This is a genomic window from Pseudonocardia wallangbongensis (assembly GCF_054486945.1).
This window is the reverse complement of record NZ_JBRERS010000012.1, coordinates 1-20833: the sequence shown is the minus strand read 5'-3', so window position 1 is coordinate 20833 and position 20833 is coordinate 1. Positions and strand designations below refer to the sequence as shown.

Genomic DNA, 20833 nt, shown 5'->3' with positions numbered 1-20833 from the left:
CGTCACCACCGTGGCGGAGCGGCAGCCGTCGGCGCTCCGCGTCGAGGAGAACGGCATCAATGTCATCTCCGACGCCGAGCGCCACGGCAGCCCCCGGCAGCTGTTCTGGCCCTGGTTCGCCGCCAACGTCTCGGTACTCGGGCTGAGCTACGGCGCGTTCGCGCTCGGTTTCGGGATCTCGTTCGCGCAGGCTCTGGTGGCCGGGCTCGTCGGCATCGTGTTCTCGTTCCTGCTGGTCGGGTTCGTCGCGATCGCCGGCAAGCGCGGTTCGGCGCCGACGATGGTGATGAGCCGGGCGGCGTTCGGTGTGCGGGGCAACCGCCTGCCGTCCGCGATCTCCTGGTTGCTGACGGTGGGCTGGGAGACCGTCCTCACCACCCTCGCGACGCTGGCCACGGCCACGGTGTTCTCCCGGCTCGGCTGGGGCGGTGGCACCGGCACCCTGCTGGTGGCGCTCGTCGTGGTGGCGGCCCTCACCGTCGCGGCCGGTGTGCTGGGGTTCCAGCTGATCATGCGCCTGCAGACGGTGATCACGGTGGTCACCGCGGTACTCACCGTCGTCTACATCCTGCTCGTCGTCGACGACGTCGACTTCGCGGCCGTCGCCGCGTTGCCGAGCGGGTCCGCCCAGGAGGTCGTCGGCGCCCTGGTGATGCTGATGACGGGGTTCGGTCTGGGCTGGGTGAACGCGGCCGCCGACTACTCCCGCTACCTGCCGCGCTCGGCGTCCGGCCACGGGGTGGTGGTCTGGACGACGGTCGGGTCGGCACTCGCGCCGCTGGTGCTCTTCGCGTTCGGGCTGCTGCTCGCGGGCTCGTCCGCGGAGCTGTCGGACGCCATCGCCGCCGACCCGGTCGGCGCGCTCACCGCCGCGGTGCCCACCTGGTTCCTCGTCCCGTTCGCACTGGTGGCGGTGCTCGGTCTGGTCGGCGGGGCGGTGCTGGACATCTACTCGTCCGGGCTCGCGATGCTCGCGATGGGCGTGCGGGTGCCGCGGTACGTCGCCGCGTTGATCGACGGCGGGATCATGATCCTCGGCACGATCTACGCGGTCTTCCTCGGCGGGGAGTTCCTCGGCCAGTTCCAGGGCTTCCTGATCACGCTCGGCGTGCCCGTGGCGGCGTGGTGCGGCGTGATGCTCGCCGACGTCGCGCTCCGGCGGAGCGACTACGACGAGGCCGCGCTCTTCGATCCGGCCGGTCGCTACGGCGACGTGCGGGCGTTCCCGATCGCCGTGGTGGTGGTCTCCACGCTGCTCGGCTGGGGCCTCGTCGTCAACGGCACCGCCGCGTGGCTGGCCTGGCAGGGCTACCTGCTCGGCCCGCTCGGTGGCCGCGAGGGCCCCTGGGCGTACGCGAACCTCGGCGTGCTGGTGGCCCTGGTGCTCGCGTTCCTCGCCACCTGGGCCGGCACCCGCTCGGCGGTGCGCGCGCAGGAGGCGCAGGCCTGACCTTTTCCCCAGGGATGGTTCCGGGGCCGAAGGTGACGCGTCCCGGCGCGAGTACTTATGGTGGCGGGTGCTGGTGACGTAGGACCGAAGGCGGTTCTTCTCCATGACGGATGTACGAAGCGCGGGCACCGCTGCCGACGAGAAGAGCGGGGGCGGCCTCGGCCTCCCCGCCCCGGCCGCGCCCCGCAGCCGCCCGCAGCGACCCGCGACCAACCGCGACTGGTGGCCGAACCGGCTCGACCTCTCGATCCTTCGGAAGCACCCGGCTGCCGCCGACCCGATGGGCACGGACTTCGACTACGCGGCGGCGTTCGCCACCCTCGACCTCGACGCGCTCGCCCGGGACGTCGACGAGGTGCTGACGACCTCGCAGGACTGGTGGCCCGCCGACTTCGGCCACTACGGGCCGCTCGTGGTGCGGATGACGTGGCACTGCGCCGGGACGTACCGCGTCGGCGACGGCCGGGGCGGCGCGAGCGCCGGCATGCAGCGCTTCGCACCGCTGAACAGCTGGCCCGACAACCGCAACCTCGACAAGGCGCGCCGGCTGCTGTGGCCGGTGAAACAGAAGTACGGCCGGAAGATCTCGTGGGCCGACCTGATGGTCTTCGCGGGCAACCGGGCCCTGGAGTCGATGGGCTTCACGACCTTCGGCTTCGCCGGGGGCCGCGAGGACGTGTGGGAGCCCGACGAGGACGTCTACTGGGGCCCGGAGGGCGCCTGGCTCGGCGACGAGCGCCACAGCGGTGTCCGGGACCTGGAGGGGCCGCTCGCCGCCGACCAGATGGGCCTCATCTACGTCAACCCGGAGGGCCCGCTCACCGTCCCGGACCCGTACACCTCGGCCCGGGACATCCGCGACACGTTCCGGCGCATGGGGTTCGACGACGAGGAGACGGTCGCGCTGATCGCGGGCGGGCACTCGTTCGGCAAGACCCACGGGGCGGCCGACCCGGAACGCCATCTCGGCCCCGAGCCCGAGGGTGCTCCGCTCGAGGACCAGGGCCTGGGCTGGAGGTGCGGCTACGGCACCGGCATGGGGTCCGACGCCATCGCCAGCGGGCTGGAGGGGACCTGGACGGCCACCCCGACGCGGTGGGACAACAGCTTCTTCGAGAACCTCTTCGAGTTCGAGTGGGACCTGGAGCTCTCGCCGGGCGACCTGTGGCAGTGGCTCCCGAGGGACGGTGGCGGGGCCGGCACGGTGCCGGACGCCCACGACCCGGCGAAGACCCACCCCCCGAAGATCCTCACCACGGACCTCGCGCTGCGGTTCGACCGGGCCTACGAGCCGATCGCGCGGCGCTTCTACGAGAACCCCGACCAGATGGCGGACGCGTTCGCCCGGGCCTGGTTCAAGCTGACGCACATCGACATGGGCCCGATCCAGCGCTACCTCGGGCCGCTGGTCCCGCGGGAGAGCCTGACCTGGCAGGACCCGGTCCCCGCCGTGGACCACGAGCTGGTGGACGCCGACGACGTCGCCGAGCTCAAGCGGCAGATCCTCGCCTCGGGGCTGTCGGTGTCCCAGCTCGTGTCCACCGCGTGGGCGTCGGCGTCGACGTTCCGCACGAGCGACAAGCGCGGCGGGGCCAACGGTGCGCGCATCCGCTTGGAGCCCCAGCGGGCCTGGGAGGTCAACGAGCCGGACGAGCTCGCCCAGGTCCTGTCCGGGCTGGAACGGATCCGGGAGGCCTGGGGCGGCACGCAGGCCGGCGGGAAGCGGATCTCGCTGGCCGACGTGATCGTGCTCGCCGGGTGCGCCGCCGTCGAGCGGGCCGCCCGCGACGCGGGCCACGACGTGCAGGTCCCGTTCACCCCGGGCCGCACGGACGCGTCGCAGGACCAGACGGACGTCGAGTGGTTCGCCCCGCTCGAGCCCACGGCGGACGGGTTCCGCAACTACCGCGGGAAGGGCAACCGGCTGCCGGCGGAGCACCTGCTGGTGGACCGCGCGAACCTGCTCGGCCTGAGCGCACCCGAGATGACCGTCCTCGTCGGCGGCCTGCGCGTGCTGGGGGCGAACCACCGGCGGTCCCCGCTGGGCGTCCTCACCTCGGCGCCCGGGTCGCTGACCAACGACTTCTTCGTGAACCTGCTCGACATGGGCACCACGTGGAAGCCCACGTCCAGGGGCGCGGAGACCTTCGAGGGCCGGGACCGGCGGAGCGGCGAGGTCCGGTGGACCGCGAGCCGGGTCGACCTCGTGTTCGGCTCGCACTCCGAGCTGCGGGCCATCTCCGAGGTCTACGCCACCCGTGACGGGCGGGAGAGGTTCGTGCGCGACTTCGTGGCCGCGTGGGACAAGGTGATGAACCTGGACCGCTACGACATCAGGCGTTAGTGCCGAAACGGGACTCCGTGCTGCCAATCGGCTGTGGCGACCTCGGGCTGTTCCCGCACCCGGGGCTGCATGATCATCGGGTCGGTGCGCCGGCAGCCACATGCGGCCGCCCCCGCACCAGGCGGCCGATCATGCTTGTCGGGTAGTGGGCTTGATCGGCGGATGGGTGCACCCACGGCTGTATGGACCCGCGCACCCGGCCGGTGATCTTGACCCGATCCCGGCGCTCGACGAGGGCGCGGCGGTACTCGACGAGCCGTCGCTGCCGGTGCCCATTCGACCGGCTGCGCACTAGCCGCGAGCCGCGTCCCCCAGCACCTGCCGGGCGATGATCACCTGCTGGATCTGGCTGGTGCCCTCGTAGATCCGGAACAGGCGCGCGTCCCGGTAGAACCGCTCGACCGCGACCCCGCGGATGTACCCCGCGCCGCCGTGCACCTGCACCGCCCGGTCGGCGACGCGGCCCACCATCTCGCTCGCGAAGTACTTGGCCACCGACGGCCCCCGCACCTTGTCCGTGCCCGCGTCGTACGCCCGCGCGACGTCGAGGACGAGGGAGCGGCCGGCCATGTGGTCGGTGACCGAGTCGGCGATCAGGCCCTGCACCAGCTGGAAGGACGCGATCGCCCGCCCACCCTGCTCCCGGGCGCGCGCGTACTCGACCGACTCGTGCACCAGCCGTCCCGCCATCCCCACGCACAACGCCGCGATGTGCGCGCGGCCGTGGGCGAGGCACCTCGCCGCGGTCTGGAAGCCGCGGTCCACGCCGTCGGCGCCGCCCACCAGCGCCTCCGCCGGCACGCGCACGTCGTCGAGGTGGACGTCGGCGGTCCAGGCGCCGAACTGGCCCATCTTGTGGTCCTTCGGCCCGACCGAGAGCCCCTTCGTGCCGGTCGGCACGAGGAACGTGGAGATGCCCCGGTTCCCGACCGCATCCGGGTTGGAACGGGCGAACACCATGATCACATCCGCGACCGGGGCGTTCGTGATGTAGCGCTTCGAGCCGTTCAGCACCCAGTCGGAGCCGTCGCGGCGGGCGGTGGTGGCCAGGCCCGCCGGGTCCGAGCCCGCGTCGGCCTCGGTGAGTCCGAACGACGCCGTGACCTCGCCCGACGCCAGCCGGGGCAGCCACGTCTTCTTCTGGTCGTCCGTGCCCCCGACGAGAAGCACCTGCCCGGCGATCCCGTTGTTCGTGCCGAAGAGCGACCGCAGCGCCGGTGTGGTCCAGCCCAGCTCGAAGGCGAGCTGGGCCTCCTCGGTGAGGGTCATGCCGAGCCCGCCGAACTCCTGCGGGATCGCGAACCCGTACAGGCCCATCTCCTTGCACGTCTCGATCACGCGCTCCGGGATCTCGTCCTCGGCGTCGATCTGCTCCTCGACCGGCACGACCTCCTTGCGGACGAAGTCGCGCACGGCGGAGAGGACGTCGGCGAGGTCGGAGGGGTCCATGCCGGGGACGCTACCGCCGGTGCGGGCCACTAGCGCACGCGCGCGAGGAGGAAGCCGTCGTAGCCCTTGCTCCCCACCGTCTGCACGACGGTGGCCTCGACGCGCGGCTCCTGCGCGATCACCTCGGCCACCGCGCGGGTGCCGCGGACGTCCGGGTCGGGGTCGTCCGCGTCGGCGACCCGGCCCGCGCGCACGACGTTGTCCACGACGATCAGCGTGCCGGGTCGGGAGAGGCGCAGGGCGTGCCGGAAGTACTCCGCGTTCGACCGCTTGTCGGCGTCGATGAAGGCCAGGTCGAACGGGCCGTCGAGGGTGGGGAGGGTGTCGAGGGCGGGCCCGACCCGCACGTCGACCACGCCGTCGAGCCCGGCGCGGGCGAGGTTGGTGCGGGCCACCTCGGCATGGGTGGCGTTGACCTCGCAGGTCACGAGCTCCCCGTCGGCCGGCAGCGCGCGGGCGAGCCAGGTCGTCGAGTAGCCGCCGAGCGTGCCGATCTCGAGGATCCGGCGGGCGCCGACGGTGCGGGCCAGCAGGTTCAGCAGCTTCCCCTGCGCCGGGCTGACGTCGATCGCCGGCAGCCCGGCCACGGCGTTCGCCTCCTGCGCCGCGTCGAGCACGGGGTCCGGGCCCAGCAACTGCCCGGTGAAGTACTCGTCGACGGCCTGCCACGTCCGCGGGTCCATGTGATCAGCCTATGCACGCGGGAGTTCGGGTTCGCCCTACCCTCAGCGCGGAGGCGCACCGGCTGGGTGGCCTCGTGCGGGGGGACGAGAGTAGTGGCATGACCGAATACGTGCCGGTCCCGGCGGTCACCGGGCCCACGACCGCCGCCCAGCGGTTCTGGCGGGGCTACGGCTACCTGCTCGGTGGCCTCCCGCTGTGCATCGTCGCGTTCGTGATCGCGGTCGCGGGGTTCGCCGCAGGGGTCGGGACGATCGTGGTGTGGCTCGGGCTGCCGATCCTCGCGGGCACGCTGCGCGCCTCGCGCGGGCTGGCCGGCGTCGAGCGGCGGGGTGCGGAGTGGGCCACGGGCCGGCCCCTGCCCCCGCACCACTACCGCGAGACGCGCGGCCGGGGGCTCGGCCGGCTGTTCAGCATGCTCGCCGACCCGCAGTCGTGGCGCGACCTGCTGCACTCCGTGGTCGCCTTCCCGGTGCGGCTCGCGATGTTCGTCATCGCCGTGGTGTGGACGGTCGGCGGGCTCGGCTCGCTGCTCTACATCACGTGGGAGTGGTCCCTGCCCCGCGACGACGCCGACGGGAACAACGGGGGCCTGTTCTGGCTGATCTTCGGCTACCAGTTCCGGCTCGGGGAGATCGCGCTCAACACGGTGCTCGGCGTGATCATGCTGGCGACGGCACCGCTGGTCATCCGCGGGCTGGTGGCCACCCGGGCCGGGCTGGCGCGCGGCCTGCTCACCAACCAGACCGCGGCCCTGCGCGCCCGCGCGGCCCAGCTGGAGTCCAGCAGGCGCGCCGCCGTCCAGGCCGAGGCGCAGACCCTGCGCCGGCTCGAACGCGACATCCACGACGGCCCGCAGCAGCGGCTCGTCCGGCTGAACATGGACCTGGAGGCGGTGGCCCGCCGGCTCGACGACAGCCCGGACAAGGCGCGCCCGCTGGTGGCGGAGGCCCTCGAACAGAGCCGCGAGGCCCTCGACGAGCTGCGCGCCCTCTCCCGCGGCATCGCCCCGCCGATCCTCGCCGACCGCGGCCTCGGTCCCGCCCTCGCGGCCGCCGCGGCCCGCTGCCCGGTGGAGGTCTCCCTCGACGTCGCACTGCGGCAGGGGCAGCGACTCGCCGCCGCCGTCGAGAACACCGCGTACTTCGTGGTCACCGAGGCACTCACGAACGTCGCGAAGCACGCCAACGCCACCCTCTGCACGGTGGTCGTCACCGCCGACGCCGACCGCGTGCTCGTCCAGGTGCGGGATGACGGGCGCGGCGGCGCCCACCTCGGGAAGGGCCACGGGCTCGCCGGGCTCGCCGACCGGTTGGCCACGGTCGAGGGCGTGCTCGACGTGGTGAGCCCGCCCGGTGGACCCACCGTGCTGACCGCCGAGATCCCGCTGCGCGGCGTGGGGGATGATCGGTAGATGCGTGTGGTGCTCGCCGAGGACTCGCTCCTGCTGCGGGAGGGGCTCGTCCGCCTCCTCGACGAGGCCGGGGCCGCCGTCGTGGCCGCCGTCGGGGACGGTGACGGCCTGGTGGCCGCCGTGCAGGAGCACCGCCCGGACGTCGCCGTCGTGGACGTCCGGATGCCCCCGAGCTTCACCGACGAGGGGCTGCGCGCCGCGCTGGAGGTGCGCCGCACCGTTCCCGGCACGGCGATCCTGGTGCTGTCGCAGTACGTCGAGGAGTCCTACGCCTCCGACCTGCTCACGGCGGGCGGGGGCGTCGGCTACCTGCTGAAGGACCGCGTCTCGAAGCTCGCCGACCTGTCCGACGCGCTGCAGCGGGTGGTGGACGGTGGCACCGTGCTCGACCCGGAGGTCGTCTCCGCGCTGTTCGCGCACCGGCGCCGCCGCGACCCGCTCGCCGAGCTCTCGCCGCGGGAGCGGGAGGTCATGGGCCTCATCGCGGAGGGTCGCACCAACACCGCCATCGGCCGCACGCTGGTGATCAGCCAGGGGGCGGTGGAGAAGCACATCTCGTCGATCTTCACCAAGCTCGGCCTCCCGCCATCGGGTGACGACCACCGCCGCGTCATGGCCGTGCTGACCTGGCTCGGGGTCTGATCAGTCGAAGGACAGTCCCGCGGCGGGCGTCACCCGGGCGGCCCGGCGTGCCGGGAGCACGCCGGCGAGCAGTCCGGCCAGCGCGGCGACGAGGACGACGACCCCGAGCTGCAGCCACGGGACCTGCAGGGGGACCGTGTTCAGCGCCCGCTCCGCGAACGTCTTGTAGCCGACCCAGCCGAACCCGATGCCGATCACGGTGCCGAGCCCGGTGGCGACCACCGACAGCAGCATCGCCTCGAGGGCCAGCATCCGCCGCAGCTGCCTGCGGGTGAGCCCGAGCGCGCGCAGCATCGCGTTCTCCCGGGCGCGTTCGAGCACGGACAGGCCCAGGGTGTTCGCGATCCCGATCACGGCGATCGTCACGGAGACGGCGAGCAGGCCGAGCACCGACCAGGTGAGGTTCCCCAGCGTCTGGTTCTCGACGGCCCGGGCCTGCAGCTGGTCGTAGACCCGGGCGCCGGCCGGGCGCGCCAGCTCCTCCAAGGCTCCTACGAGCTGCAGCGAGTCGTCGCCGGAGGTGGCGCGGACCCAGATGGCCTGCGGCTGCGCGGGGTCGGCGAGCCGCGCCAGCGTCTCGGGGGCGACCACGCCGGCCCGGCCCCACCCGGTGCCGACGACGACCCGCAGCCGGGCCTCCCGATCGCCCACACGCACCGTGACCTCGGCACCGGCGCCGATGTCGATCGGGTCGTGGAGCGGGTCGCGGGTCAACTCGGTGGGGTCGATCCTGATCTCGCCCGGCTCGACGCGGGCGAACGCCCCGCCGTCGCGGGCCACCTGCGCCGCGTCGGCCGCGGCGAGGAGCGGGACCGGGTCGTCGAGCCCGGACACCCGGGCCGCGGCGCCGTCGACCGGAACGGCCCGCTCGACGCCGGGGGTGCGACGGACCCGGTCGAGCAGGTCGCCGCCGAGCGGTGCCCCCGGCGAGGTCAGCGCGACGTCGATGGGGTGCTCCTCGCCGCGCTCGGCGTCGGAGGCGGCCCGCGTGGTGGCCGATCCGGTGAGCACGGCGGTCGTCAGGGTGACGCAGACCAGCAGGGAGGCGGTGGTGGCGGCGGTCCGGTGGGGGTTGCGCACGGCGTTCTTCGTCGCGAGCCTTCCGGTGGGGCCGAGCGGCGCTCCGGCGATCCGGACCAGGCGGGGCACGACCACCGGTCCGACGAGGAGCACGCCGGCCGCCGTCGCCGCCCCTCCGGCCAGCATCAGAACCGTGTCGTCCCGGGCCATCGCCAGCCCGAGCAGGACCGGTCCGACGACCAGCCCGAGCGCGGCGAGCACCAGCCGCACCCGGCCGGTGGCCGTGCGCGCGTCGACCGCGGTCTCGGGGCGCAGTGCGGCCAGCGGGGTCACCCGGACCACGCGGCGGGTCGGCAGCCAGGAGGCGACCAGGGTGATCACCAGGCCGACGGCGAACGCGCCCACCAGCCAGGGCCAGAACGCGGCCGGCTCGGGGGCGCTCGCCGTCATGATGGGCGCGCGGGTGTTGATGACGCCGCTGCGGGCCGTGGGCACGAGAACGTTGATCAGGGCGATCAGCCCGTAGCCGAGGCCGATCCCGGCTGCGACGCCGACCAGCGACGCGAGCACCCCGACGGCGGCCGCCTCCCGGCGAACCGACCCCAGCACCTGCCCCCGGGTCGCGCCGACGCAACGCAGCAGGGCGAAGTCGCGCATCCGCTGCGCGAACAGGATGGAGAACGTGTTCGCGATGACCAGGACCGAGACGACGAGGGCGATGGCGGCGAACAGCAGCGGCAGCAGCGACCAGGTGTCCACCGCGTCGGTCAGCTTGGCCTGCCGCTCGGTCACGAACTCCTCCGCCGACTGCACCTTCGCGCCTCGGGGGAGCGGACCCACGATGTCCCCGCGCACCGCCACCGAGCCCAGATGGAGGTCGTCGCGCCACTGCAGCAGCTGCGGCCAGGTGACGTACACCGAGGCCTGGGCACCGGGCGAGGGCGTCTCCACGAGGCCGACCACGTCGACGTCGGCCGCCGCGTCGCCCTCGCCGATCCGGATCCGGTCGCCGATCGCGATCCGCTCGGCCTGGGCGAACCACACCTGGACCACCGCCTCGCCCCCGCCCGCCGGGAACCGGCCCGAGGCGAGCTCCTGCCAGCGCAGCTGCGGGGAGGTGGCGATCGGCCCCACGGTCCACGTCCTCGCCTCGGACAGCGGCCGATCCGCGAGTTGGGCCGGCGGGCTGCCCCGGCCGATCGCGGCGGCGTCACGCTGCCGATCGGCGAACGCGATCACCTCCTCGAGGTCCATCTGGGCCGCGGGCCACCCCGCCGGGGACACCACGTGGTCGGCGTTCCGGAACGGCGCCCCGTCGCCGGCCATGAGCCCGCTCCTGGCCCCGGCGGTGAGCACGCCGATCACGACGACGAAGGCGACCGAGGCGATCACCGCGATCGCCGCGGCGACGTAGCGGCGGGCGTTCGTGCGCAGCGACGCGAGGAACACGGTGCGCATCAGGCGATCCGCCCGTCCTGCATCGTGATCACGTCGTCGGCGTAGGTCGCCGCGTCCCGGTCGTGGGTGACCATCACGACGGTCTGCCCGAGCTCGCGCACCGACCGGCGCAGGTGCTGCAGCACCTCCGCCGAGGTGGTGCTGTCCAGGTTCCCGGTGGGTTCGTCGGCGAACAACAGGTCCGGTCGGGTGATCAGGGCCCGGGCGATCGCGACCCGCTGCTGCTGGCCGCCGGACAGCTCGGCCGGCCGGTGGCCGAGCCGGTCGGCCACGCCGAGGGTCTCGGCGAGGGTGTGCGCGCGCTCGGTCGTCGCGTCGTCGATCCGGGCGCCCCCCAGCTCCAGCGGGAGCACGATGTTCTGTTCCGCGGTGAGCATCGGCAGCAGGTTGAACGACTGGAACACGAACCCGACGTGCTCGCGGCGGAAGATCGTGAGCGCGTCGTCGTCGAGCGATCCGAGGTCGGTCCCGGCCACGGTGACGGTGCCGGCGCCGGCCTGGTCGAGCCCGGCCAGGCAGTGCATCAGCGTCGACTTGCCCGACCCGCTCGGTCCCATGATCGCGGTGAACCTGCCTCGGGGCAGGTCGAGGTCGATGCCGCGCAGGGCGTGCACCTGGGTGTCGCCGCGGCCGTAGGTCTTGGTCAGGCCCCGTGCGCTGGCGGCCAGGGTTTCCTGGGTGGCCCGCTGGGTGGTGGTCGGGCTGTTGGTCACTGGTGCATCCTCGGATCGTGCGTGGGGTCGGCGTACATGCCCGGGCAGCCGTCATCGGCGGCGTCGGAGCGCAGTTCGTAGTGCCAGGGCTCGTTGCGGTAGATCTGGCACAACCCGTACTCGGCGCCGTGTTTCGACAGCCACGCCGTGGTGGCGGTGGGCCCGATGTCGATCGCGTCCCCGGACACGTGCGGGGACGTGTCCGCGGTGGCCACCCACCGGGCGGCTTCCTTCTTCGAGCCGTACTTCGAGATCGCCTCGTCGAGGAGGTGGTCCTGGTACTCCGGGGAACGCCAGCCGCTGTTGACGACGAACTCGACCCGGTCGTCCGCGGCATCCGTTGCCGCCCGTCGGAGGGCCCCGAGCAGACCCGGGTCGAGGTTGGCGACGGCCGGAACGTCGTCGTCGAAGACCGTCACGCCGTCGGGGACGGCACCGTCGGCCTGGCCGAGCGCGCCATTGCGGTCGCGAGCGTCGCCGCCCGGTGGGCGGTGCGGCCGTGGGAGGTCACCCGCTTGCCGGGCCTCCGGTGCCGGGCCCGTCGCCGGAACGGACCGCGGGGGAGCGGGGGACGACACCGCCCACGACCGGTGGCCGAGGGCTCCGATGGTCGCGGCGATGACGACGGCAACGGCGATGAGGATCGTCAGCCGCGTCGGGTGGGCTGCTGTTCGTGCCGGTGCGCGGCGGGACACACCTCCGGTGGCGGCCGCGTGGTGGTGCCGGGGCGGACGGTCGTCGAGGACGAGCCCTCCCTGGCGGCGGCCGACGGCGATGGGCTGCGTCGGGAAGCGGTCGCCGAACGGGTCGGCGCCTCCGGCCTGCACCCGGGTCATCCGCCGCCTCCCGGGGCCCCCTGCTCGGTTCCGAGGCCCTCGGGCAGGACGGCGCGGCAGTTCTCACGCGCGGACCGGAACTCCGGCGTGTCCGTCCCGCCGTGGAACTGGATGATCCCGTCGGCGTCGGGGTCCGGGAAGTCCTCCACGCCGTTCTCGCGCATGCACTGGGCGAACTCGGGAAGCTTCCTCGTCCGCTCGGGATTCGGGGCCGCTTCTGCGTTCTCATCGGCACCGCTGTCGGTCTCCGCCGGCGCGTTCGAGCAGCCCGTGGCGATCAGGGCGACGAGGGCGGTGGCGGTCAGCAGGGACCGGGCCGCTGTTCGTGCTGGTCCGCGGAAGGTCATGCCCCGCAGTCAAGGCAGCGTGGTGTTGCCGGCCCGTATCAGGTTCTCGATATGCCGGCGATATGCGCCGGCTCGTAGCATCACGGGATTGTGCGCGTGTTGATCGTCGAGGACGAACCCTTCCTGGCCGAGGCCGTCCGGGACGGGCTGCGCCTTGAGGCGATCGCCGCCGACATCGCCGGCGACGGGGACACCGCTCTGGAGCTGCTGGGCGTCAACGCCTACGACATCGCCGTCCTGGATCGCGACATCCCCGGGCCCTCCGGCGACGAGATCGCGATGAGCATCGTCGCCTCCGGCAGCGGCATGCCCATCTTGATGCTCACCGCCGCCGACCGGCTCGACGACAAGGCCTCCGGGTTCGGACTCGGCGCCGACGACTACCTCACGAAGCCGTTCGAGCTCCGGGAACTCGTGCTCCGGCTCAGGGCGCTCGAACGCAGGCGCGCCCACAGCAGGCCACCGGTGCGCGAGATCGCGGGCCTGCGGCTGGACCCGTTCCGCCGGGAGGTCTACCGCGACGGGCGCTACGTCGCGCTCACCCGCAAGCAGTTCGCCGTGCTCGACGTCCTCGTCGCAGCGGACGGTGGTGTCGTCAGCGCCGAGGAGCTGCTGGAGCGGGCGTGGGACGAGAACGCCGACCCGTTCACCAACGCGGTGCGCATCACGGTGTCGGCGCTGCGCAAACGCCTCGGCGAGCCCGGGATCATCGGCACGGTGGCCGGCGTCGGCTACCGCATCGAGACACCCGGCACCCGGGCGGGGGAGGAGTAGACCGTGGACAGGCGGCCCGGTCTGAGCGTTCGCCTCAAGCTCACCCTCAGCTACGCCGGGTTCGTCATGCTCGCCGGGGCCTTGCTCCTGGCCGCCGTGTGGGTGTTCCTCCTTCCCGACGCGCCCGGGGCGGGGGGCCTCACGCTCCGGAACCTGGTGTCCAACGTCCTCCTGCTCCAGGGCCGGGGGCCGATCGTCTTCGTTCCGGCGGCGATCACCGTGCTGGCGTTCCTGCTGGTGTTCGGCCTGGTGGGAGGGTGGATCCTCGCCGGTCGCATGCTCGCCCCGCTGGCTCGCATCACCGATGCCACCCGCCTGGCCACGAACGGGTCGCTGTCGCACCGGGTGCGGCTCCCGGGCCGCCGGGACGAGTTCCGCGAGCTCGCCGACGCGTTCGACGCCATGCTCGCGCGGCTCGAGGCGCACGTCGGCGAGCAGCGGAGGTTCGCCGCCAACGCCTCCCACGAACTGCGCACTCCGCTGGCGATCACGCAGGCGCTGCTGGACGTCGCCCGCAACGACCCGGATCGCGACACCGGCGAGCTCGTCGGCCGCCTCGACGTCGTCAACGCCCGAGCGATCGACCTCACCGAGGCGTTGCTCCTGCTCAGCCGCTCCGACCGGCGCTCCTTCACCCGCGAACCGATCGACCTGTCCCTGCTGGCGGAGGAGGCCACCGAGACGCTCCTCCCCCTCGCCGACAAGCACGGCGTCGCCGTCGCGACCGGCGGCGACATCGCCCCCACCGTCGGCTCACCCGCGCTCCTGCAGCAGGTGGCCACGAACCTCGTGCACAACGCGATCGTCCACAACCTGCCCGAGCGGGGCGGCGTGTGGGTCACGACCAGCGTTCACCCGGGGAGCGTGCTGCTCACCGTCGAGAACACCGGCGAGAGGCTCACGCAGGAGGTGGTCGCCACGCTGGCCGAGCCGTTCCGGCGCGGCACCGAACGCGTACGCACCGACCACGCCGGCGTCGGCCTCGGCCTGGCGATCGTCGACAGCATCACCCGGGCGCACGAGGGAACCCTCACCCTCACCCCCCGGGCCGCTGGTGGGCTCCGCGTCGCCGTGCACCTACCCGCCGCGCCGCCGGGACTAGACCGTTGATCCCTATTGGATCTTCGTTGCCCGGGGTGGTGTGAGGGCATGAGGGGACGACCTCGCGCAAGACCGTGGAATCGTCCTGCTCAGGGCCTCCTGGCGGCACCGCGCAGTGTGCGGGGCCGCCCCTCACAGCTCAAGGGCGCTTCGCGTCGCTGCGCGAGCGCTTCGCGCCCCTTGACCTGCGAGCCTCCGCGGCCCCTACGGCAGGCTTCGTGGGCAGGCCGGGGGCCTGCCCGTGGGGGCGCGCGGTGCCGCCAGGAGGCGGTCCCACGGGCAGGGGCCGGCTTGTCGCAGCGATCAAGGGCAAAGGGCTGCTCTACATGGGTGATCAAGGGGAAATGGTCGCTCCTGGAGATCATTTGGCAACCATTTCGCCTTGATCGGCGAGCCGGGGTGCGCGTGTCAGACGTAGACCGCCGCGGCGGCGGCTCTCGCCGCATCCGTGGCGCACCGGGCTGCGAGGGCGTCGTCGACGGTGCCGCCGAGCAGCAGGATCTCGTGGAAGAGCGGGGCCGTGGCGGCGACGAGGAGGCGCCGGGCGTCGGTGCCCGCGGGCGCCTCCCCGCGGGTGACGGCCCGGTCGACCACCACCGCGCAGCGGCGGTACCGGTCCGCGTGGAACTCGCGCAGGGCGGCGGCCGCCGCGGCCGAGCGGTAGGACGCGACGATCAGGGCCCGGCCGAGCGACCGCTCGCCGGTCAGGTGCAGGGCGATGTCCCGGTTCAGGGCGGCCAGGTCGGCGGCGAGGGATCCGAGGTCGGGCGGCTGCCAGCCGTCCTCCCGGCCGGCGGCTAGGGCGTCGGCCAGCAGGCCGCCGACGTCGTGCCACCGCCGGTACACCGTGGCCCGGTGCACGCCCGACCGGTCGGCCACCGCGTCGACCGTGACGCCGTCGAAGCCGTGGTCGAGCAGTTCCGCCTCGACGGCGGCCAGCACCGCGGCGCGGGTGCGGGCGGTGCGGCCCCCGGGCCGACGTGTGATCGACATGCGGCCTATCCTCCTACTGCGACACTAGTCGCGTCTAGGAGGTCTGGTGCTCACTCGAACCGCGATCGGTGAACCCGGGGCGGGCCCGTACGCGGTCGCCGTCGACGGTGCCGGCGTCGCCTGGGTCACGCTCGTCCACAGCGGCCAGGTCGCCCGGATCCCGCCCGGCGGCACGGCGGAGCTGCACGACCTGGGCAACCCGGAATCCCGGCCGTCGTTGCTCGCGCTCGCGCCCGACGGGGCCGTCTGGGTCACCCGCGGAGGCGACGACCGCATCGACCGCATCGATCGACCCGACGGCACCCGGCGCAGCTTCCCCGTGGGCGCCGGCCCGTACGGGATCGCGCTCGGAGCCGACGGCGCCGTCTGGTTCACCGCCATCGCGGCCGACGCGATCGGACGCCTCGCCCCGGACGGGACGGCGACGCTCACACCGGTCCCGGGCGGCACCGGCATGCCGGCGATGATCACGGCGGGGCCCGACGGAGCGATGTGGTTCACCCTCAACCGCGGGGCCGCGCTCGGACGGGTCGACGCCGGCCGCGAGATCACCGTCCACCCGCTGCCGGACCCCGGCTGCGGTCCTGTCGGGATCGCGAGCGACGGGACCGCGATCTGGTTCGCCGAGATCGGCGCCGGCCGGGTCGGGCGGCTCGTCCCGGGCGAGCCGCTGCAGGAGTTCGACCTGCCCGACCGCGCCGCGCGCCCGCACGCCGTCGCACCGGACGGCGCGGGCGGGTGCTGGGTGACGCTGTGGGCCGCGAACTGCCTCGCCCACCTCGACGAGCGCGGCACCGTCACCGCGGTGCACGACCTCGGCGCCGGATCGGAGCCGCACGGGGTGGCGGTCGGTCCCGACGGCACCGTCCTGGTGGCGCTGGAGATCGGGCAGGTGGCGATGGTCAGAGGCGACCGGATCGCAGGTCCGTGACCGCCAGCCGCGCGGCCTGGCCGATCACCGCGTCCGCCCGCGGCAGCAGCTCCTCGGCGCGCGCGGCCCGGGTGAAGACGGCGACCGCGACGGGCCGTTCGCCGTCGAACTCCACCACGCCGACCTCGTTCCGGACGGCGGCGAGCGTGCCGGTCTTGCCCGCGACCCGCACCCCGACCGGCGGGAAACCGGAGCGCATCCGGTGCTGCGAGGCCTGCGCGCCGAGCAGATCGCGGGCGAACCGGCACTGCCGCGGCGAGGCGGCGCGGTCGGACCAGACGGCGGCGAGCAGGCGGGTCATCTCGCGCGCGGTGGTGGCGCTGGTGAGGACGGCGTCGTAGGCGCGGACGGCCACCGCGGCGTCGTTGCTGGTGAGGGTGCGGAACGCCGAGGCGGTGTCGGCGGCGGCGGTGTCGGCCACCAGCCCGCGGTAGACGTCGGCGGTGCCCCCGTGCACGCGCGTGCGCTCCAGACCCAGGTCGCTCAGGGCCTCGTTCACGCGGTCGAGGCCGACGCGCCGCAGCAGCACGTCGGCGGCGGCGTTGTCCGAGACCGAGATCATGGAGCAGGCGAGGTCGCGCCACGACATCGTCACGGGGTCGCGCATGATCGACAGACCGGTGGGTCCCGTGGTGCGTCCGGCCGGGTCGACGGTGATCCGTTCGCGCGGGTCGACCTCGCCCGCGTCGACGAGGCGGCAGAACGCCACGAGCAGCGGAAGCTTGTAGACCGACGCCATCACGACGGGCTCGTCGGGGTCCAACCCGACCTCCCTGGCCGGGCCGCCGAGCGGTATCGCGTGCAGCCTGCCGTGCACGCCGGCGTCGGCGAACGCGCGCCGGATCTCCCGTTCCAGTCCGTTCACGGCGCCGGCTCCCGGTCGAGCGCGTCCAGCACCGCGTCGCGGACGGCCGGGTCGGGGCCCGCGCCGCGCCACGCCGTGCGCAGGCGCAGCGGGAGGGGCTCGCCCGCGACGTCCCGGCGGACGACGCCCGGCGCGTCGAGGCCCGGGTCGGCGGTGAGGGCGAACGCCCGGCCGGCGGCGACGTGCACGAGGGCCGCGCGGTCGTCCGGTGCGCTCACGGTGCTCGTGACCAGCCCACGCTGCTCCAGCGTGTCGAGAAGGAGGTCGCGGGCCGCGGGCCCGTGGGCGCGAGGGGCCGTGGCGAGCGCGAGTCCGCGCAGCGACCGCAGTACCACCGGGCCCCCCGTCGCCGCCGGGTGGCCCGCGGGCAGCAGCAGCGCGGTGGCGACCCGGTGGACGGGGCCGCTCTGCAGGCTGCCCAGTAGCGCGGGGTGCACGACCACGGCGAGGTCGAGCCGGCCCGCCGCGAGCGCGTCCAGCAGCTCGGTGGACGGCGCGGTGACGATCTCCGGAGGGTCGCTGCACGCGGTGGCGATCGCGGCCACCGCCCGGATCGGGAGCTGCGGCACGGCGCCGATCCGGACCGGTGCCGCGCCGTGCGCGCTCGCCGCGCGGCGCAGGTCCTCCGCATCCTCCAGCAGGGCCCGGGCCCGGGGGAGGAGATCGCGCCCCGCGGCGTTGAGCCGGGCCCCGCGGGAGCTGCGGTCGACCAGGACCACGCCGAGTGAGCGCTCCAGCCGCTGCAAGCCCTGCGACAGCGGCGGCTGCGCGATCCCGAGCCGGGCCGCGGCGTGCCCGAAGTGCTCCTCCTCGGCGATCGCGACGAAGAACTCCAGGTGCCGGAGGAGATCCACCCGGCGAACGGTAGCAGCAGCCATAGCCGATCCGTATCGCGTCCGGCGTGTCGCCATATTTGCGGTATCGCCGGGTGGTTGCTTGCCTGTCGCGCGTGATCGAGACCAAGCTGCCCCGTCGCTCCGTGCTGGCGGCGGCGCTCCTGCTCCCGCTGGCCGGATGCGGTGCGCCCGCAGCCGCGCCGCCCGCGCCCGTCGCCCCGCCGGAGCGGCCCGCGCCGCGCACGGACCGGCTGCCCGAGCTGGAACGGCGCTTCGACGCCCGCCTGGGCGTCTACGCGGTGGACACCGGCAGCGGCCGGGAGCTGGCCCACCGTGCCGACGAGCTGTTCGCGATGTGCTCGGTGTTCAAGGCGCTCGCCGCGGCCGCGGTGCTGCAGCGCACCCCGCCCGAGCACCTCGACGAACGCGTGCACTTCACCGGGGCCGACGTCGTCGACCCGTCGCCGGTTGCCGCACAGCACGTCGCCGAGGGCATGACGGTCCGCGAGCTCTGCGACGCCGCCGTCCGCTACAGCGACAACACCGCGGGCAACCTGCTGCTCGCGGACGTCGGTGGCCCGGCCGGCATCACCTCCTTCGCCCGGTCGCTCGGCGACGAGGTCACGCGGCTCGACCGGACCGAGCCGGCGCTGAACACCGCGATCCCCGGCGACGAACGCGACACCACCACGCCGCGGGCGATCGCCGGCAGCATCCGGACGCTGGTGCTCGGCGACCACCTCGACCCGGCCGACCGCGACCTGTTCACCGAATGGCTGATCGGCAACAAGACGGGCGACAAGCGCATCCGTGCCGGCCTGCCCGCGGGCTGGCGGGTGGGCGACAAGACCGGGACCGGGAGCTACGGCACCGCGAACGACGTCGCGGTCGCGTGGCCGCCCGACACCGCACCGATCGTCGTCGCCGTGCTGACGTCGCGGGCCGCCGAGGACGCGACGCGGGACGACGCGTTGCTCGCGGAGGCGGCGGCGGTGGTGGCGCAGGAGCTCGGCTGAGCGCGCGAGCAAGATCACGATATCGGGGAACGGGCGGGTCCGGTGGGTACCTTCGAACCGGTGCCCACCGAGCGCCGAACCAAGATCCGGAGCGCGGTGATCGGCGTGCTGATGGCGTCGGTGGTGGGGGCGACCGCCGCGCTCGGTGCGCTCGGCGCGGCCGGCCGGGTGGTGCTCGTCTGGGACCGGGTCGTCGGGAAGCCGCTGGCGATCGTCGAGGAGATGCCCGGAGCGGAGACCGGCCCACCCTGCCCCCTCGATGCGCGCTACGTCGACGAGCCGCCCGACCGGCTGCCCCCCGGCACGCTCGCCGCCTGGCAGCGGCTCCGCTCCGCCGCGGGCACGGAGGGCGTGCACCTCTGCATGAACGACGGCAAACGGAGCCGCGAGCAGCAGGCACGGCAGTTCGCCGACGCCGTGCAGGAGTTCGGCACCGCGGAGCTGGCCAGCAAGTACGTGCTGCAACCCGACGAGTCGATGCACGTCGTCGGGATCGCGGTGGACATCCAGCCGCTCGCCTCGGCGGGCTGGGTGGAACGCAACGGCCGTGCGCTGGGGTGGTGCCGTCGCTACGAGAACGAGCCGTGGCACTTCGAGTTCGACGCCGCGTACGTGACGTCCGGGTGCCCGGCGCTGCTGCCCAGCGCCACCGGGTCGTAGCGGCGGGAAACCGGACCACCGCATAGTCGCGAAGGCGCCCGGCAGCGACGGTCTCGTCGCAGACAGGCGTGCCCTTCCGCCGGGGACCGCCCACCGCGGCGGACCCCGGCGATCACCCGCAGCGCGCGGCGGTGCGACTCGTGATCGATGTGAGCAGTACCCGGGTGCGGCCGTGGCCGCTGAACGTCTCGCGGTCCATCCCGCGGCGACCGTGATCGACGAGAGTGGTCGCAGAGCCGCACGGGGAGGGTGTTGCCGAATCGGGGCTGCGGCACCCGTGCATCGTCGTGCGGAACGTGCGGAGGGAGGGCGGTGACGCCCGCGGCGGTATCGGTTGTCCATGGTTGTGGCAACGACGATGTGCACCCGATAACGGCAGGCCAGGGCATCGATCGCCCGGCGCGGCCGATTCGGCGACACCCTCCATACGAGCGTGAGGTCCCGATCCCGACGATCACGGCCGCCCCACCGCCTCCGATGGCGCCTCGCGCCCCGCCGGGCAGGCGGGCCGTACCGCTACCGGCGATCATCGGTGAGCACGCGGCCATCGCCGGTGTCGCAGCGGTTCGGCTCCCGTGGGCGAGCCCGCCCACCTCGCGACCGGAGGCGATCCACACCCGCCCCGGGGTGCCGCGGGCCGGCACCGGTGTCGGCACCGGCCCCGCCGGTGGGCGCGGTGGGCGGGTTGGCGCCGCTACCGGACCCCGTGGTTGCGTGGGCGGCCGTCCCCGACCCTCTGGCACGCCCATTCCGACGAGACCGTCGCTGCCGGGTGCCCACGCCACTATCCGGTGGTCCCGACTCACCGCCTCGGCCCTCACCCCGGACGCGGTTGCCGTGCTGCACCGCGTTGCCTGCGGCCCCGACCGGGAGCCGGATGCCGGCGGGAACCGGGCTGGTTGTCCGCCGGGACGAGGTAGACCTCATCGGTGTTCGATCTTCTTGAGTTCAGGGCGTGATCGCAACACCGGTGGTTACGGGGCGAGACAGTAGCCGAGGGAGAACTTCGGCGGGGCTGTCCCAGCCGTGTGTCTTGCGTGGTCGGGCGTTGAGTTCGGCGGCGACCCGGTCGAGGTCGGCTCGGCTGTGCCGGGACAGGTCGGTGCCTTTGGGGAAGTACTGGCGTAGCAGGCCGTTGGTGTTCTCGTTGCTGCCGCGCTGCCAGGGGCTGTGCGGGTCGCAGAAGTAGATCGGCAGGTCCAGGGCGAAGGTGATCTCGGCGTGCCGGGTCAGTTCTTTTCCTTGATCCCAGGTCAGGGAACGGCGGATCGCTTCCGGCAGGGTGCGCATGGTGGTGATCATG

19 protein-coding genes are annotated in these 20833 nt (G+C 73.8%); 9 read left to right on the top strand and 10 right to left on the bottom strand.

The window, feature by feature from the left end:
* Positions 1 to 10 precede the first annotated feature (10 nt).
* Together ACU436_RS32815 and katG are read left to right on the top strand one after the other, a co-directional pair.
* Positions 11 to 1450 (top strand): purine-cytosine permease family protein, encoded by a 1440-nt coding sequence (locus ACU436_RS32815; protein ID WP_459030921.1) that lies wholly within the window; start codon positions 11 to 13, stop codon positions 1448 to 1450.
* Positions 1451 to 1553: 103 nt separating this feature from the next.
* Positions 1554 to 3794, top strand: coding sequence for a catalase/peroxidase HPI (gene katG, locus ACU436_RS32810; RefSeq protein WP_459030920.1), 2241 nt, complete (start codon positions 1554 to 1556; stop codon positions 3792 to 3794).
* A gap of 291 nt (positions 3795 to 4085) precedes the next feature.
* Here the strand turns inward: katG and ACU436_RS32805 are convergent, their stop codons facing one another.
* Both ACU436_RS32805 and ACU436_RS32800 read right to left on the bottom strand, forming a co-directional pair.
* Positions 4086 to 5243, bottom strand: a complete 1158-nt coding sequence (locus ACU436_RS32805; RefSeq protein ID WP_459030919.1) for an acyl-CoA dehydrogenase family protein — start codon at positions 5241 to 5243, stop codon at positions 4086 to 4088.
* Positions 5244 to 5272: 29 nt separating this feature from the next.
* Positions 5273 to 5926, bottom strand: a complete 654-nt coding sequence (locus ACU436_RS32800; protein ID WP_459030918.1) for an O-methyltransferase — start codon at positions 5924 to 5926, stop codon at positions 5273 to 5275.
* A gap of 98 nt (positions 5927 to 6024) precedes the next feature.
* Here ACU436_RS32800 and ACU436_RS32795 point away from each other — a divergent pair, with 98 nt between their 5' ends.
* Both ACU436_RS32795 and ACU436_RS32790 read left to right on the top strand, forming a co-directional pair.
* Entirely contained in the window at positions 6025 to 7338 is a 1314-nt protein-coding gene (locus ACU436_RS32795; protein WP_459030917.1) for a sensor histidine kinase, read from the top strand.
* Positions 7339 to 7980, top strand: coding sequence for a response regulator transcription factor (locus ACU436_RS32790; protein WP_459030916.1), 642 nt, complete (start codon positions 7339 to 7341; stop codon positions 7978 to 7980).
* Here the strand turns inward: ACU436_RS32790 and ACU436_RS32785 are convergent, their stop codons facing one another.
* From ACU436_RS32785 to ACU436_RS32770, 4 genes are read right to left on the bottom strand one after another with little or no spacing between them, the layout of a single operon-like run.
* Positions 7981 to 10458, bottom strand: a complete 2478-nt coding sequence (locus ACU436_RS32785; protein WP_459030915.1) for an ABC transporter permease — start codon at positions 10456 to 10458, stop codon at positions 7981 to 7983. It abuts the gene before it with no gap.
* Complete coding sequence (locus ACU436_RS32780; RefSeq protein WP_459030914.1) at positions 10458 to 11171, bottom strand: ABC transporter ATP-binding protein; 714 nt, start codon at positions 11169 to 11171, stop codon at positions 10458 to 10460. Before ACU436_RS32780 ends, ACU436_RS32785 begins: the two co-directional genes overlap by 1 nt.
* Positions 11168 to 12007: a M15 family metallopeptidase gene (locus ACU436_RS32775; protein WP_459030913.1), complete on the bottom strand. Its 840-nt coding sequence runs from the start codon at positions 12005 to 12007 to the stop codon at positions 11168 to 11170. The genes ACU436_RS32780 and ACU436_RS32775 overlap by 4 nt, the downstream gene beginning before the upstream one ends.
* The gene (locus ACU436_RS32770) at positions 12004 to 12354 is read right to left on the bottom strand and encodes a hypothetical protein (RefSeq protein WP_459030912.1); all 351 of its coding nucleotides are present in this window, start codon (positions 12352 to 12354) and stop codon (positions 12004 to 12006) included. Before ACU436_RS32770 ends, ACU436_RS32775 begins: the two co-directional genes overlap by 4 nt.
* Before the next feature lie 90 nt (positions 12355 to 12444).
* Between ACU436_RS32770 and ACU436_RS32765 the strand changes: the two genes are divergently transcribed.
* Positions 12445 to 13128 (top strand): response regulator transcription factor, encoded by a 684-nt coding sequence (locus ACU436_RS32765; protein WP_459030911.1) that lies wholly within the window; start codon positions 12445 to 12447, stop codon positions 13126 to 13128.
* A 3-nt stretch (positions 13129 to 13131) separates the two neighbouring features.
* Positions 13132 to 14238 (top strand): sensor histidine kinase, encoded by a 1107-nt coding sequence (locus tag ACU436_RS32760; RefSeq protein ID WP_459030910.1) that lies wholly within the window; start codon positions 13132 to 13134, stop codon positions 14236 to 14238.
* Between the two features lie 399 nt (positions 14239 to 14637).
* On the opposite strand, the gene ACU436_RS32755 is transcribed toward ACU436_RS32760, so the two are convergent.
* Complete coding sequence (locus ACU436_RS32755; protein ID WP_459030909.1) at positions 14638 to 15222, bottom strand: TetR/AcrR family transcriptional regulator; 585 nt, start codon at positions 15220 to 15222, stop codon at positions 14638 to 14640.
* A gap of 46 nt (positions 15223 to 15268) precedes the next feature.
* Between ACU436_RS32755 and ACU436_RS32750 the strand changes: the two genes are divergently transcribed.
* Positions 15269 to 16153 carry a Vgb family protein gene (locus tag ACU436_RS32750; protein WP_459030908.1) on the top strand — a complete coding sequence of 295 codons (885 nt, stop codon included), beginning with the start codon at positions 15269 to 15271 and terminating at the stop codon, positions 16151 to 16153.
* Here ACU436_RS32750 and ACU436_RS32745 read toward each other — a convergent pair.
* On the bottom strand, positions 16125 to 17018 hold the full coding sequence (locus ACU436_RS32745) for a serine hydrolase (RefSeq protein ID WP_459030907.1): 894 nt from the start codon (positions 17016 to 17018) through the stop codon (positions 16125 to 16127). The two genes, ACU436_RS32750 and ACU436_RS32745, sit on opposite strands and share 29 nt — an antisense overlap.
* Positions 17015 to 17872 carry a LysR family transcriptional regulator gene (locus tag ACU436_RS32740; RefSeq protein WP_459030906.1) on the bottom strand — a complete coding sequence of 286 codons (858 nt, stop codon included), beginning with the start codon at positions 17870 to 17872 and terminating at the stop codon, positions 17015 to 17017. The genes ACU436_RS32745 and ACU436_RS32740 overlap by 4 nt, the downstream gene beginning before the upstream one ends.
* Before the next feature lie 98 nt (positions 17873 to 17970).
* On the opposite strand from ACU436_RS32740, the gene bla reads away from it, so the two are divergent.
* The gene (bla, locus tag ACU436_RS32735) at positions 17971 to 18870 is read left to right on the top strand and encodes a class A beta-lactamase (protein WP_459031132.1); all 900 of its coding nucleotides are present in this window, start codon (positions 17971 to 17973) and stop codon (positions 18868 to 18870) included.
* 60 nt (positions 18871 to 18930) lie between these two features.
* Complete coding sequence (locus tag ACU436_RS32730; protein WP_459030905.1) at positions 18931 to 19530, top strand: D-alanyl-D-alanine carboxypeptidase family protein; 600 nt, start codon at positions 18931 to 18933, stop codon at positions 19528 to 19530.
* Between the two features lie 948 nt (positions 19531 to 20478).
* On the opposite strand, the gene ACU436_RS32725 is transcribed toward ACU436_RS32730, so the two are convergent.
* On the bottom strand, positions 20479 to 20833 hold a 355-nt coding region (locus tag ACU436_RS32725), incomplete at its 5' end, for an IS30 family transposase (RefSeq protein ID WP_459030904.1).

Coding starts and splice junctions, on each gene's coding strand:
- ACU436_RS32800 (WP_459030918.1), bottom strand. CDS start 5,926: ATGGACCCGCGGACGTGGCAGGCCGTCGACGAGTACTTCACCGGGCAG.
- ACU436_RS32795 (WP_459030917.1), top strand. CDS start 6,025: ATGACCGAATACGTGCCGGTCCCGGCGGTCACCGGGCCCACGACCGCC.
- ACU436_RS32785 (WP_459030915.1), bottom strand. CDS start 10,458: ATGCGCACCGTGTTCCTCGCGTCGCTGCGCACGAACGCCCGCCGCTAC.
- katG (WP_459030920.1), top strand. CDS start 1,554: ATGACGGATGTACGAAGCGCGGGCACCGCTGCCGACGAGAAGAGCGGG.
- ACU436_RS32805 (WP_459030919.1), bottom strand. CDS start 5,243: ATGGACCCCTCCGACCTCGCCGACGTCCTCTCCGCCGTGCGCGACTTC.
- ACU436_RS32775 (WP_459030913.1), bottom strand. CDS start 12,007: ATGACCCGGGTGCAGGCCGGAGGCGCCGACCCGTTCGGCGACCGCTTC.
- ACU436_RS32755 (WP_459030909.1), bottom strand. CDS start 15,222: ATGTCGATCACACGTCGGCCCGGGGGCCGCACCGCCCGCACCCGCGCC.
- ACU436_RS32770 (WP_459030912.1), bottom strand. CDS start 12,354: ATGACCTTCCGCGGACCAGCACGAACAGCGGCCCGGTCCCTGCTGACC.
- ACU436_RS32790 (WP_459030916.1), top strand. CDS start 7,339: ATGCGTGTGGTGCTCGCCGAGGACTCGCTCCTGCTGCGGGAGGGGCTC.